This is a genomic window from Arthrobacter zhaoguopingii (assembly GCF_009828605.1).
Classification (GTDB): domain Bacteria; phylum Actinomycetota; class Actinomycetes; order Actinomycetales; family Micrococcaceae; genus Arthrobacter_D; species Arthrobacter_D zhaoguopingii.
In genome coordinates, this window is sequence record NZ_WIAE01000003.1 from 184,118 (window position 1) to 197,081 (window position 12,964).

Consider the following 12,964-nt stretch of genomic DNA (forward strand, 5'->3'; position numbering starts at 1 on the left):
TCCTGTCCGCCGGTGTTTGTGCCTCGAACGGTAGCCCGTGCTGCCGACCGCAGTCTGTGTGTAGCGCGTACGTCTCCTGCAAGAAACCTGACGAATACCTGAATACCCGTTGCGCCGACGGCTTCCCTGCGGCCGGTGAGGGTAACGGGCTGGTCTCAGCGGTTGGGGGTCCTCTGGAGCCTCCCTAAACTGGCTGGACTTCGGCCAGGCGCCGCGCCGATTCACCGGGGAAGATCCGGAAGCGGCATCCCCGGTGGGGCTTCGTCTCTCAACAGGTTCACGCGCGGCCCCGACTGCTCCGAGGCGTCAACGCCCGGTCCCGCCTGGATGGCGGCGTCATTGTCCGGAGGGCGGGGTGCCGGGTCCACCGGCCCTCAATGCAAGCCGGGACTACCAGAAACGAAATCGAGGTCGTGTCATGGAAACTTTCTTTTGGATTGGCATTGTTGTGGCGATGATCGTTGTCACGGTGGGATTGCTGCGCCGGAAATCCACCGCCGGTTCAATCGGGTACACCGCGCGCACTCCAGGCACCGACGCGGGCTTGCCGCCGGATGCTGGGGGCAGCGGCCGCATCGTCCAGTCCGGTCCGCCCCTGACCAACACCGCGGCCTCCGGGGTGGCCGGGAAGACTGCTGCCGAGCCCGGCCCTGAGGGCGTCCCCTATGCCGGGGACCCGCAGACACGGGCGGACAAGAGGCGCGATTACCGTCGCGGAATCTGAAGTCCATTCAACGCCCGGGATCGGCGGTCCGGTAAGGTCCGGCGCCGGGGGAGCATCCGCGCGGCGTTCCTCTCCGGTACCGCTCTGCCGGCAGCCTGTTCCCGGGCGTGAGTGCGGCTGCATCGCGGGCCTCACACCTCAGGCCCCGGCCACCGGTGCCGCTGCCCGACAGCATTGTCGGCCCGGGCAGGAGGGAAAATCGCCCTGTGGCTGGAGGGCAGGATCCGCCCGGAGGTCACAGACCTGTTACGGCGGTTGGGCTCTCTACAAAGCGCTGCCTACGGTGAATGGACGGCGCGGGGGAACCAACCACACGACGGACCGGATGCGCCGCCGGACCTCAACGATAAGGAGGAGTCATGGGAACTATGACTAAGAACCGATGGATGAAGCGGGCGGCTGCAATGTCGCTCCTGCCGATGACCGCCCTGGGCGTGGTGGGTTGCAGCACCTCGGGCACGGAGGAAGGCGCCGACGTGGAAGATGTTGTGGACGAGGAGGTCGATGCGGGCGATCCGGCTGCGGAGACCGGCCCCTACGACGGCGTCTACGACAGTGCGTTCTACGACGAGATGGATTCCTATGTCGGCGAGGAAGTGACCCTTTCGGCGGATGTGAACGAGGTCATGTCCCCGATGTCCTTCACCATCGCCGGCACCGACGACACCACGGTCGAAGCACTGCTCGTCGTCCACGACAAGGAAATGCCCGAGGTGAAACCGGAACTGACGGTCAGCGTCACCGGCATCGTTCACGAGGCATTCGACCTTCCCACGGTCGAAGAGGAGATGGGCATCGACCTCGATGACGAAGCCTTCGAGGACTGGGACGGCGAGCCCTATGTCGAGGCCACCAGCGTCGACACATCGGTCGTCGCCGACAGCTAACCTCCGCGTGGCGCGCGGTCCGCCCGGATTCATCGGCGGACCGCGCACGGACGGACCCGAAAGGACTCATGATGCCCAAACGCACCGCGGCCCGGGCATGGCACGACCGCACCCGCCGGACGGCCGACGCGGTCAGATTGTTCGCCGCCCTCAGCATCGGCGTGTGCGCGTTGTGGATGGGACTGCCGGAAACGATTGGTTTCACCGTCGTGTTCCTTGGTCTGCTCATTCCACGGATGGCCCGCCTGGCAGGTCCCTTCGATGCCGGTTTTTGTTTGACCATTTTCGTGGCCACCTGGAGCGGTATCGCCGGGTTGTACCGGGCGATCTCCTGGTGGGATCTGCTCATTCATTTCATTACGGCCGGTGCGTCGGCGGCGGCGCTGTTCCTCGTCCTGGCCCGGACCGGGATTATCCCGGGAAGCGCCGATACGAAGCTGCTTCCCCGACGCTCCATCGTGGCACTGACGCTTGCACTGGGACTTGCCGCCGCCGTGATGTGGGAGTTCTTTGAATGGGCGGGCAACGCCTATCTCACCAAGGCAATCCACGTCGGTTACAACGACACCGTCGCTGACCTCGCCGTCGGGGGTCTTGGCGCCCTTCTGGCGGGAATGGCCCTGGCTGGCTGGAAGACCTTCGAAAGCCGCGCAGACAGAAACGACGGAAGACAGCAGGCCCAGCACGAGGAAGACACCGACAGCATTCGAGTGAAGGAGAACCGATGATGAATCCGCTGAAATCGATCCAGCAAGGTATGGATGTTTTTGACTCCTCGGGGGAAAAAGTGGGGTCAGTCAAGAATGTGAAGATGGGCGATCCCCAGGCCGTCACCGCACAGGGCCAGGATCCTGCAAGCCCCGACGGATTGTTTTCCGCGTTGGCGAACGCGCTCGGTGGTGGTTCCGGTCTGCCCGAGGAACGCCGGGAACGGCTGCTTCGCCTGGGCTACCTCGAGATTAACGGGACTGGCCCGGGCAATCACTTTTACGAGTCTGCTGAGGCAGTGGATCGGGTTACGGACGAGGGTGTTCACCTGAACTCCTCCGCTGCGGGAACCTCCCGCGCCTGAGAGGCAGCGGCCTCGGGCGCCCGCACCATGGCGGGCGCCTCCGGGGCGGCCCTCCTGCCAGGAACCAACCGGGGTCCGCCGCGCGGAGGCAGCCACCACGACGGCCCGGCCGCAGCGGACACACACGCTATCGAGCTATGGAGTTCCCACAATGAAACGCGTATCCACCCGTCCCGCGGCCCATTTCACGGTGGCCGCATCCGCCCTTGCCCTGGCCCTGGTGGCCGGATGTTCAGCCCCCGAAGAGGACTGGTCGGCAATCGCTAATGGAAGCGACGTCCGGGTCGGACAGGTCGAGATCCACAGCCTCTCGCTCGTATCCTCGGCCGAGTCGGAGCCTGCGCGGATACTTGGCATGCTGTTCAACGAATCGGATGAAGCGGTGGAAGTGACCATCGCCGATGAGGACGATGCCGTCTCCGTGAGCGTGCCCGCGCAGGGCGAACTCGGACTGGATACCCATCCCGAAATCCTCGACACCGCCGACGGCCCGCCGGGGTCCCGGACGATGCTCACCGTCACGACCGAGGCCGGCGACCGGGCAGTTGAAGTCCCCGTGCTCGATGGCACCCTGGAGCAGTATGAGCCCTATGTCCCCACCCCGTCGGGGCACTCCTAACACTGGGATACCCCCCCCGGCCCGCCGGTTTCCCGCAGTGGAGCCTGGGACGGCAAGGCTCGGGTGCGCCCGGACGGCCAGAACCGATGTCGATCCGCGCACACAGGGGTCCCCTGCCGGCCGTCAGCGCTACGGATGGGCCACGCTTCGGTAACAGCGGGATTTCAGTGTCCGGCCCCCGGTAACGATGGGATGAACTAGGGGTGCAGCGAACATAAGCATGCTTATGGTGGTTATAGAGCGAAGCATCCACCCGCAGCAGGGCTCGGATACCCCGCCGCGTTTCGGCGGACGCTCGGTCCGCCCCGGCGCGTTGCGCGCAGTGACAGGTGGCGGCGCGCCGATAGAGCGCAGGCACTAAGGACCCCGCAGCGGGCCTCCAACAATGCACACAACGCCCACAGGCACGACCAACACACATCAGGTCCAATGAACACGCTGCACTGCAGCCGAGATGGGCAGAGGAGAAGGGACTTGAGCGATGAACGTTTTCGGCAAAATCCGTACCGGCATGCAGGTTTTCGACAGGAGTGGCGAAAAAGTGGGTGTCGTGAAGGTCGTGGAACTGGGCCGCAACAGCATGCCGGTTTCACAACTGGTGACCCATGGCGGAACGAAGGTATCGGGCCTTCGCGGCGCGGTCGCTACGCCCGTCACCGACTTGCCAATGGCGCGCCGGAACCGCCTCATCAGTGACGGTTTCATCCGCATCGACTGCGACAGGGCCAGCACGGATCTCTTTGAGCCTCTAGGCGCGGTGGACCGTGTCGCAGGTAGCATCGTGCGCCTGTCCGTGAAACACCACCAGGCCATCAACGCATAAAGTCCCATAGAACTCGGGTCTCTGGTGGCCCGTCCGTGCAGCATTTTTCCCCTCGGGCCACAGCTGCATAAGACCGACCGGCAGTGGACCTCATATATGCGCTCGGTGGCGCCCCGGTGTGACAGTGGCCCGTTCGGGACCGTGCCGGCGACGCTCCTGTATCCGCTCGCTGCGCCAGATTCCGATTCAACCGAAACTTGAGTTGCGGTTGGAGGGCAGTTCTTCCGTAAAAACATTCAACAGAATCGAGCCCGCGAGGAACGCCGTCAGGAGAGTCACGAGCAGGGTGCTGGTGGGCGCGACTAGGGCAGAGAGCGCCCATCCCGCCAGCAGGGACCCGGCCAGCAGGTGGGCCCCGAGGATCGGAATCTCCGGCTGTAGTGTTCCTCCAGACCCCGGTCCGTTAAGACGAAGTGCAGGCCGAAGAACACGGTGAAACCGGCAAGGGCGACTTCGAAAATACTCAGGTCAAGCAGCGGAGTAACCTGCTGAAGCCGCCTAGATGGACCCGCAGCAGCAGAACCTGGGCCCATGAGTCAAACCACATCCCAAACACCGCTCGTGCCGATCGTTTGAGGACCGGCGTCATCTAGCGCTTATCCCTCACCTGCTCAATTGCAGCCACCGGAATGATCTCGGGTTGATCGGCATGACCTGGTGGGCGTGCTTTAGAACGTAGGTGAACCCGCCTGGCTGTGCTCTTCAGAACAATCCATCTCCCCGCCTTCGGGTGCGGGCAAGGGAAGTTATGTACTAGCCCTCGGACTCCCGACAGTACCGTGAGCCGTTATTTTTCCCCCGCCTGCTGGCTGCGATGGTGAACGAGGAAGCAGGACATGCAGCTGAACTCGTCTACCTGCACCGGGACAACCTCGAAGAGCAGTTCATCATCGACGACTGCTCCGGGGAGGTCGAACCCTTCTGCGGTATCGCCGTCTTCAACGTCAATGAGGGCAGTCTGCGTGGTGGCACTGTGCTGGGCCTTATTACGGCCATGGTTGGGGATCCTGCCCCCACGCCCACCCCCAGCCGTGCAGCAGGTCCTTCTCCTGCGAGGTTCCCGCCGCTTCGTTGTTGGTTCCCGCTCCTCCCGAGCCTTGGTGGATACCGCCTCAGGCGGTGGAAGTAATGCTCACCGACCGGGCCGCCAGCATTCATCTCAAAGCACGACCGCGGCGGGTCCGGACTTCCGACCGGTGGAGTAACGATCGGGTTAAGCGACTCGGGCGGTCCGGGCCGGCCTGCCTACCGTGGATCCAGGGGCCAACACGACCCACTCACCAAAGACACCCGGTCACCGGGCCGATCAGAAGGAGAAAGTCATGGGTACTCGATCAAAAAGTGTCTGGACAAAAAAGACAGCAGCCATCGCGCTGCTGCCGTTCGGGGTTCTGAGCGTGGCGGCATGCTCGGATACAGCGGGAACAGAAGAAGGAACCAGCGTTGAGGACGTCGTAGAAGGCGAAACCGACCCGACGGCTGAGGGCGCATATAACGGCATCTATGACCAAAACTTCTACGACGAGGCCGACTCCTACACGGGTCAGGAAGTCACCGTCTCCGCCGAGGTGACGGAGACGCTCTCCGATGACACCTTCGTGATCGCCGGTGGCGACGACACCACCGTGGATCCATTGCTGATTGTTGAGGAGCAGGAAATCCCGCCCCTCGATGAAGGTCAGGTTGTCGAACTGACCGGCACGGTCGAGCAGGAGTTCGACGTCGCGGCCGCGGAGGACAACCTCGGTATCGATCTGGAGGATGAGCTCTACGCCGACTACCTCGGCGAGCCCTACCTCTCGGTCACAAGTGCGGAAATTCTCGAAGAGAAGTAATCCGGCACACCGGCTTCCCCATCCCGGGACGCCTTCGCAGCGGCATGGCGTGAGTGCACGATCAGGGATCGCGCCAACGCGGCGATCCATCGCGATTCCGGGCAGTACCTGTGCACCACGACTGATGAAGGAGAACACATTGATTTCCAGGAACGACATTTCGCAGATCCTCGAATTCGGCGACAAGGTCATCGACATTGACGGCGCCAAGGTTGGTTCCATCGGCCAGATCTACGTCGACGATCAAACCGGCAACCCTAGCTGGGTCACCGTCAACACCGGCCTCTTTGGCTCCAACGAATCCTTCGCGCCCCTCGAGGGCGCAGACCTTGAGGGCGACGACGTTCGCGTCCTATACTCCAAGGCCAAGATTAAGGACGCCCCTAACGTTGCACCCGACGCTCACTTGAGCAAGCAGGAAGAGGCAGGACTCTACCGCTACTACGGCCTCCCCACCGACGACTACACAACTGGTGAGTACCCCACGGGAACCTCCGGACCAACAACCGACGATTCAATGACCCGCTCCGAAGAGCAGCTCCATGTCGGCACTGAGCGCCGTGAGGCCGGTCGTGCGCGACTGCGCAAATTCGTCATTACGGAGAACGTCACCAAAACGGTCCCGGTGCACCGCGAAGAGGTCCGTGTCGAGCGCGAACCGGTCACCGACGTCAACCGGGAGGAAGCCCTCGCCGGCCCCGTCCTCAGTGAGGACGAGCACGAGGTCGTTCTTCATGAGGAGCGCCCGGTCGTGGAGAAGCAGGCTGTCCCGGTCGAGCGGGTCCGCCTCGATAAGGAGACCGTCACCGAACAACAGACCGTCAATGAGGAAGTCCGCAATGAACGAATTGAAGTGGACGACGTCGACCACGGCCGCCGCTGACAGGCGTTCGCCCACCACCCGCACCGGAGATAGACCTCAGGAGAGCTCATGAGCACCAGCGCAGGATCGGCCCACAGCGGGTCAGGCAATAACCACCGGGACCAGCGGAACCACCTGCTGGAACGGGAAAAGGAAGAATTTGGTGGCATCAAGATCGGTTCGGCCTTCTTCGGTTGGCTCACCGCCACCGGAACCGGGGTGCTGTTGACCGCCCTAGCCGCGGCGCTCGGTGCAGTGGTGGGCAACGTGACGAACACTGATGTGGCATCCCAGGCCGCGCAGAACCCGCAGGCCGCCGGCATTATCGGAGCAATCATCCTGGCGGTGATCCTTTTCATCTCCTACTTCTGCGGCGGTTACGTCGCCGGGCGAATGGCCCGGTTCGAGGGCATGAAGCAGGGCATCGCCGTGTGGGTGTGGGCAATCGCCATCGCGGTTATTGTCGGCGGCCTCGGCGCAATCGCCGGATCCCAGTTCAACATCCTTGCCCAGTTCAACATTTTTCCGCAAATCCCTAATGCGGAAAACATGACCACCGCTGGGATCATTTCGGCGATCGTTGCCGCGGTCGTAGCACTCATCGGCGCGATCTTCGGTGGCTTGGCCGGGATGCGTTTCCATCGCAAGGTCGACGATGCCAACCTGGTCAATAACAGGTAACAACCGAGCCCTTGCGCGCAACCTTCGGCCCACCTCCAACTCATGAGGGTGGGCCGATTGCGTGTGCAACTTTTGCTCCCTGGGCTTCTTTGGCCCGGGCGCGCAATTGATGCTCTCGGCGAGCCCGACGAACGCCATGAAAGTGTCACGCGCGTCGTCGTGAACCTCTGATGGGACACTGTCGAACTCATCGAGTTCATACTGTCGTCGGACTGCCGTGTGGCGGAGCCTGGGCCCTCGACCACTCACTCGTTCCACAAGACGGTGGCGGTGATCCTCGCCGAGGTCATGGGACGGAGGCTGGACGGCCTGATTTGGGTGTGAGGGTTTATGCGGGGCGGCCGACTGCTAGAAACAAAAAACCCCCGGGTTACCGGGGGTTTGGTGGCTCCGACCGGCGTCGATCCGGTGACCTTTCGATTTTCAGTCGAACGCTCTACCAACTGAGCTACAGAGCCGTGCAACCATCTTCCGATGATCACCGCATCAAACCGGCACTGCTTTCGCCTGCCGCCTGAGCGACCCTGACGGGACTTGAACCCGCGACCTCCGCCGTGACAGGGCGGCGCGCTAACCAACTGCGCTACAGGGCCTTGCTAACTTGCACTTTCATTTTTGCAAGAGTTTCATCCTACCAGCATCTCTGCCGAGAGAATGACCACCGAAACCGGCGGATCCTGCGTACCCCCAACGGGATTCGAACCCGTGCCGCCGCCGTGAAAGGGCGGTGTCCTAGGCCGCTAGACGATGGGGGCCTGACCACACTGGGCGAAAACCCCCCGCTGTGGACCTATAAAACTATAGGTCCTTACTCTGGAATTTCCAAAATGCATCGGCGCCGCGTTTCGCGCCGCCGAAACCGGCAGGCAGCGCGGATACAGTCGAAGCGTGCCTATCGACATGAGCCTTGCCGACTTCGAGGCGGCCGTGGATGACGCCATCGACTCGATCCCCGAGGACCTCGCCCGTGCCATGAACAATGTGGCGATCTTTGTCGTGGAGGAATACGAGCCGGGCCCGGGCGACGACCCGGACCCGGACCTGCTGGGCCTGTACGAGGGGGTGCCGCTGACTGAGCGGGACTCCTGGTGGGACGCAGGATCCCTGCCGGACCGCATCAGCATCTTCCGTCAGCCGCTGATGCGCATGTGCTCCACCCGGGAGGAACTCGTTGAGCAGATCCTGATCACCGTCATTCACGAGGTGGCCCACCACTTCGGCATCGACGACGACCGCCTGCACGAGCTCGGCTGGGGGTAGCCGGGCTCGACGCCGGGTTTCCGGCAGGGAGCGGCTCAGCCCACCGGCGGGATCATGGGCCCGAAGGAACTGCGGTCCAGCAGGCGCGGGTCCTCGCTGTCCGGAACCACCATCACCGGCCCCTTGGCATGGTGCAGCACGCCCTGACTGGTCGAGCCCATCAGCATCCCGGTGAATCCTCCGCGGCCGCGCGTGCCGACCACCAGCAGCTCGGCCGTGCGCGAGGCGTTGATGAGCACCTCCGCCGGCGGCCCGTCGAGCTGCTCCACGGTGATCTCCAAGCCCGGGAAGTGACTCTGCAGCCAGTTCCGGCCCGCCTCGAGCTGGACGGTGATGTCCGCGTGAAGCGCCTCCCGGTCCAGGGGCGCCGGCACCCAGGCCAGCGAGCCGTTGAACGGGGGGATGGAGCAGATGACCCGCAGGGGGATGCCACGGGAGACGGCCTCCTCGGCGGCCGCGAGCGACGCCCGCCGTGCCTGCTCGGAGCCGTCGACGCCGACGACGACGACCCCTTCGATCCCCGACGCCGGCGGGCCGGGCTCGGCCTTGGACCTGCCCGCAAGCTGCGGCTGCCCGAAGCGCGGCGCGCACGAGAGCGGGACGATCACCGTTGGACTCTTGGCGTGGGCCGGGAGGGCACTGCTGACCGACCCCAGGAGCCGCCCGACGAAGCCTCCCCTGCCACGGGAACCCACGACGACGAGGTCGGCCTCGGCCGAGAGGTCGAGGAGCACTCCGGCGGCGTCGCCGGTCTCGATCCGCGGGATGACCTCGATTCCCCTGCCGGACAGGTGGGCCACCGCCTCATCGAGGACCGCGCGGGCCCCTTCGCGGATGACCGAGTCGTCAACCGTCGCGTAGCCGGCGTCCATGCTTGAAGCGGCGAATACCGGCACGGTGTAGGCGGTCACCACGTACAGGGGTGAACGGCGCCGCTCGGCTTCCTGCGCCGCCCACAGCAGGGCGCACACGCTTTGGTCGGAGCCGTCAACCCCCACCACAATTCCGGATCGGACCGACGCTTCGGTCGGATGATCGCCCTGCGAGGTACTCATGGCACGCCCCTTTGCTCACCGCCCGACCCCGACCCGGGGCCGGTTGTCAATATTTGTAGCCTACTCCGGGGCACTGGTCTATTCATGGTGCAAAAAGTTATATAGGCTTCGTGAAATCGAGACCCGGAGGTCCGCCGTTCGGCGTGCTGCTCCGCGCTTCGGTTCCCGTCCGACCCGTTCGCGGCCGGGAATCAGTACGGCCCGGAAGAGGCGCCGGTCCGTACTGTGCTCTCCTTCGAACCGGAGGTACTTCGTCGTGGATTTGCTGCCGCCGGACCCAGCGCATGCCCTGCCGGAGGCGTCCACGGCGGCAGAACTGACCACCACCGTTGTGATCGGCTCCGGGCTGCCGGGGCTCGCCGTCGCCAGCGAACTGAGCCGCCATGGCATCGATTCGATCGTCGTCGAAGGGCTCGACTGCCTCGACTCGGGCCCGATGCGCACAGTGATGAGCGATTCCGTGTCCCTCTCGGAGAGGTCCGAACTGCTGCGCCTGCTCCGGGCCTATGCCTCAAGCCACAGCCTCGATGTCCGGAGCGCGACCCGCTGTGAGGAGCTCAGCATCATCGGGCACTCCACCGTGCTTCCGGCGCGGGTCCCGTCAAGCAAGAAGTGGGCCATCCAGACCGCCGACGGTGTGCTGCTGGCCGACCACGTCGTGCTGACCAAGTACCCCCAGAACCAGCTGCGCCGGTTCCTGCGCTCGCTTGGAATCGCCATCGGCGCCGACTTCCGCGCGGCCCTGGCCGCGATCGGCCTTCACCTCGTGGGTGTGGGCGAGGTCCTCACCCCGACCACGCGGGAGATCGTGCGTCAGGCGAAAGTCGTCAGCGACACCATCGCCGCCTCAGGCCAGGCCGGCGGGGACCACCTCGCCCGTCACGCCTAGGCGTTCCCGGACCGGGCTACCGGTTGGCGCCCAGCCGCTTCCGGGCCGTTGTGGCAAGCACCGCGGCGAGGGAGAGCAGCACGATGGCCATGACGGCGATGCTCCAGGGGAAGTCACTTGTTCCCGCAGCCTGCGGCGAATCCTCCTCCGCCTCGGCGGGCGTAATCGGCACCGCGGTGCCGGCCGAATCCGGTGCGGCCGAGGTTCCGGACTCGGCGGTGAAGGTCAGGACTCCCTCGATGGGGTGGGAGTCCGAGGACACCACCCGCCAGTTGACCGTGTACTCCCCTGCCGGGGCCCCCGGGCGCACGCTCTGCTCCGCAGTGTTGTCCGTGATCCGGACGGGTCCGTCGGACCAGGACCTGCCCTCGGCGTCGAGCACCTCAACCTGCGCGCCAAGGCCCGAGGGGACACTCGAGAAGGTGAGTTCGATGGCCCCGGGAACTGCGGCAACGGTTGCGCCGTCGGCCGGGTTGCTGCCCGACAGCTCGTCATGGGCGGCCGCCGGTCCGGCCACCAGGCCGAGGAGGACCAGCAGGATGAGCCCCGGGGCCAGGACGGCGCGGGTCAGGACGGTGCGGGCCCGGCCGCCGGAGGTCCGCCGGCGGCGCCGCGGACGGGAGGGGGTGAATGCGGAGAAAGCCATGGCTTCAGCCTACGCTCCGCGCCGGCGTAACCCGTGGGTGATTGGCCGGCGCCGGGATAGAATCTGCTCGGTTTCCCTTCCTCCTCTCCAAGGATTGATCATGCTCAAGACGGGTTCGGCGCTCGACCGCTACTTCGAGGTCACCTCCAGGGGGTCCACCTATTCGCGGGAGATCCGCGGCGGCGTGGCGACCTTCTTCGCGATGAGCTACATCGTCGTCCTGAACCCGCTGATCCTCTCTGGGGCCGACGCCTCGGGCACCGAGCTCGGCTTCGAACGGGTTGCCGCGGTGACGGCCCTGATCGCGGGCATCCTCACCATCACCATGGGCGCCTGGGCCCGGTACCCCTTCGCGCTGGCAACTGGCCTCGGGGTCAACGCCTTCGTCGCGATCACCGTCGCGACCAACCCCGGCCTGACCTGGCCCGACATCATGGGCCTGGTGCTGCTGGCCGGGCTCACGATGCTGCTGCTGGTGCTCACCGGCTTCCGCACCGCCGTGTTCAACGCGGTGCCGGAGAGCCTGAAGACGGCCATCGTCGTCGGCATCGGGCTGTTCATCGCGCTGATCGGGCTCGTCAATGCCGGCTTCGTCCGGCGCATCCCCGACGAAGCCCAGACCACCGTGCCTGTCGGCCTGGGCTTCGAGGGCGTCCTGCTCGGCTGGCCGACGCTCGTTTTCATTTTTGGCCTGGTCCTGACCATCGCCCTCGTGGTGCGGCGGGTCCGGGGCGCGATCCTCATCGGCGTCCTCGCCGCCACCGCCCTAGCCGTGATCATTGAAGCCGTCGCCGATGTCGGCCCGAGCTTCATCCCGGGCCAGGACCCGAACCCGCAGGGGTGGTCGCTTGTGGTTCCCGAACTGCCCACGGGCGCCTGGGTCGGCGCGCCCGACCTCGGGCTGCTTGGCAACGTCAGCCCGTTCGGCGCGTTCGGCCACCTGGGAGCCACGGCCGCGCTGCTGCTGACCTTCACGATCCTGTTGAGCATCTTCTTCGACGCCATGGGCACCATGGTCGGGCTGGCCAACGAGGCGAAGCTCGTCGACGCCCGCGGCAATATCCCCGGCGTCAACCGGGTCCTGATCGTCGATGCCCTCGGCGCCGTCGCCGGCGGCGCCGGCTCGGTGTCCTCCAACCAGATCTACGTCGAGTCCGGGGCGGGCATCGGCGAAGGCGCCCGCACCGGCATCGCGAACATCGTCACCGGCGTCCTGTTCCTGCTGGCGATGTTCGTCACCCCGTTGATCAGCCTCGTGCCCTTCGAGGCCGTGGCGCCCGCCCTGGTGGTCGTAGGCTTCATGATGGTCTCCCAGGTGGGCCGGATCGACTGGCAGGACTGGGGGATCGCCATCCCCGCGTTCCTGACCTTCACCCTTATGCCGTTCACCTACTCGATCGCCAACGGCCTGGGCGCCGGCTTCATCGCCTTCGTCCTGGTCCGCACCATCCAGGGCCGGGCGCGTGAGATCCATCCGCTGATGTGGGCTGTGGCCGGGGCGTTCGTGATCTTCTTCGGCATCGGCCCCATCGAGCAGATCCTGCTCTAGCGGAGCGCCCTGCGCTGGGTGAACCGGGCCGGGCAAGGCCCTGGCAGGGCATCGACCCGGCC

15 protein-coding genes and 3 tRNA genes are annotated in these 12,964 nt (G+C 65.2%); 12 read left to right on the forward strand and 6 right to left on the reverse strand.

Annotated elements, in window-relative coordinates; genetic code table 11:
• Positions 1 to 418: 418 nt before the first annotated feature.
• The 6 genes from GVV77_RS05995 to GVV77_RS06020 all read left to right on the forward strand — a co-directional run bounded on the left by GVV77_RS05995 (position 419) and on the right by GVV77_RS06020 (position 4,125).
• Complete coding sequence (locus GVV77_RS05995; protein ID WP_159617247.1) at positions 419 to 724, forward strand: hypothetical protein; 306 nt, start codon at positions 419 to 421, stop codon at positions 722 to 724.
• A 359-nt stretch (positions 725 to 1,083) separates the two neighbouring features.
• Positions 1,084 to 1,611, forward strand: coding sequence for a hypothetical protein (locus GVV77_RS06000; protein WP_159617248.1), 528 nt, complete (start codon positions 1,084 to 1,086; stop codon positions 1,609 to 1,611).
• 68 nt (positions 1,612 to 1,679) lie between these two features.
• Positions 1,680 to 2,339: a DUF2238 domain-containing protein gene (locus tag GVV77_RS06005; protein WP_159617249.1), complete on the forward strand. Its 660-nt coding sequence runs from the start codon at positions 1,680 to 1,682 to the stop codon at positions 2,337 to 2,339.
• Complete coding sequence (locus GVV77_RS06010; RefSeq protein WP_159617250.1) at positions 2,336 to 2,683, forward strand: PRC-barrel domain-containing protein; 348 nt, start codon at positions 2,336 to 2,338, stop codon at positions 2,681 to 2,683. The genes GVV77_RS06005 and GVV77_RS06010 overlap by 4 nt, the downstream gene beginning before the upstream one ends.
• Before the next feature lie 151 nt (positions 2,684 to 2,834).
• A complete protein-coding gene (locus tag GVV77_RS06015; RefSeq protein WP_159617251.1) occupies positions 2,835 to 3,302 on the forward strand; it encodes a hypothetical protein in 468 nt (155 codons plus the stop codon).
• Positions 3,303 to 3,783: 481 nt separating this feature from the next.
• The gene (locus GVV77_RS06020) at positions 3,784 to 4,125 is read left to right on the forward strand and encodes a hypothetical protein (protein WP_159617252.1); all 342 of its coding nucleotides are present in this window, start codon (positions 3,784 to 3,786) and stop codon (positions 4,123 to 4,125) included.
• Between the two features lie 787 nt (positions 4,126 to 4,912).
• On the opposite strand, the gene GVV77_RS06025 is transcribed toward GVV77_RS06020, so the two are convergent.
• Positions 4,913 to 5,131, reverse strand: a complete 219-nt coding sequence (locus tag GVV77_RS06025; RefSeq protein WP_425483344.1) for a DUF4193 family protein — start codon at positions 5,129 to 5,131, stop codon at positions 4,913 to 4,915.
• 316 nt (positions 5,132 to 5,447) lie between these two features.
• On the opposite strand from GVV77_RS06025, the gene GVV77_RS06030 reads away from it, so the two are divergent.
• The 3 genes from GVV77_RS06030 (at position 5,448) to GVV77_RS06040 (ending at position 7,503) form a co-directional block, all read left to right on the forward strand.
• Complete coding sequence (locus GVV77_RS06030) at positions 5,448 to 5,960, forward strand: hypothetical protein (RefSeq protein WP_159617253.1); 513 nt, start codon at positions 5,448 to 5,450, stop codon at positions 5,958 to 5,960.
• 139 nt (positions 5,961 to 6,099) lie between these two features.
• Positions 6,100 to 6,843, forward strand: coding sequence for a DUF2382 domain-containing protein (locus tag GVV77_RS06035; protein WP_201293179.1), 744 nt, complete (start codon positions 6,100 to 6,102; stop codon positions 6,841 to 6,843).
• Between the two features lie 48 nt (positions 6,844 to 6,891).
• The gene (locus GVV77_RS06040) at positions 6,892 to 7,503 is read left to right on the forward strand and encodes a hypothetical protein (protein ID WP_159617255.1); all 612 of its coding nucleotides are present in this window, start codon (positions 6,892 to 6,894) and stop codon (positions 7,501 to 7,503) included.
• 382 nt (positions 7,504 to 7,885) lie between these two features.
• Here GVV77_RS06040 and GVV77_RS06045 read toward each other — a convergent pair.
• The 3 genes from GVV77_RS06045 to GVV77_RS06055 all read right to left on the reverse strand — a co-directional run bounded on the left by GVV77_RS06045 (position 7,886) and on the right by GVV77_RS06055 (position 8,258).
• Positions 7,886 to 7,961 (reverse strand) — tRNA-Phe (locus GVV77_RS06045).
• Between the two features lie 61 nt (positions 7,962 to 8,022).
• A tRNA-Asp gene (locus tag GVV77_RS06050) sits at positions 8,023 to 8,096 on the reverse strand.
• Positions 8,097 to 8,185: 89 nt separating this feature from the next.
• Positions 8,186 to 8,258, reverse strand: a tRNA-Glu gene (locus GVV77_RS06055).
• Between the two features lie 145 nt (positions 8,259 to 8,403).
• Between GVV77_RS06055 and GVV77_RS06060 the strand changes: the two genes are divergently transcribed.
• Entirely contained in the window at positions 8,404 to 8,763 is a 360-nt protein-coding gene (locus GVV77_RS06060) for a metallopeptidase family protein (protein ID WP_159617288.1), read from the forward strand.
• Positions 8,764 to 8,798: 35 nt separating this feature from the next.
• Here GVV77_RS06060 and GVV77_RS06065 read toward each other — a convergent pair whose 3' ends face one another.
• Positions 8,799 to 9,818, reverse strand: a complete 1,020-nt coding sequence (locus GVV77_RS06065; RefSeq protein ID WP_159617256.1) for a universal stress protein — start codon at positions 9,816 to 9,818, stop codon at positions 8,799 to 8,801.
• A 256-nt stretch (positions 9,819 to 10,074) separates the two neighbouring features.
• Here GVV77_RS06065 and GVV77_RS06070 point away from each other — a divergent pair, with 256 nt between their 5' ends.
• On the forward strand, positions 10,075 to 10,707 hold the full coding sequence (locus GVV77_RS06070; RefSeq protein WP_246199667.1) for an FAD-dependent monooxygenase: 633 nt from the start codon (positions 10,075 to 10,077) through the stop codon (positions 10,705 to 10,707).
• Between the two features lie 16 nt (positions 10,708 to 10,723).
• On the opposite strand, the gene GVV77_RS06075 is transcribed toward GVV77_RS06070, so the two are convergent.
• Positions 10,724 to 11,353: a copper resistance CopC family protein gene (locus GVV77_RS06075; RefSeq protein WP_159617258.1), complete on the reverse strand. Its 630-nt coding sequence runs from the start codon at positions 11,351 to 11,353 to the stop codon at positions 10,724 to 10,726.
• A 100-nt stretch (positions 11,354 to 11,453) separates the two neighbouring features.
• Here GVV77_RS06075 and GVV77_RS06080 point away from each other — a divergent pair, with 100 nt between their 5' ends.
• Positions 11,454 to 12,902 carry an NCS2 family permease gene (locus GVV77_RS06080; RefSeq protein WP_159617259.1) on the forward strand — a complete coding sequence of 483 codons (1,449 nt, stop codon included), beginning with the start codon at positions 11,454 to 11,456 and terminating at the stop codon, positions 12,900 to 12,902.
• Positions 12,903 to 12,964 lie beyond the last annotated feature (62 nt).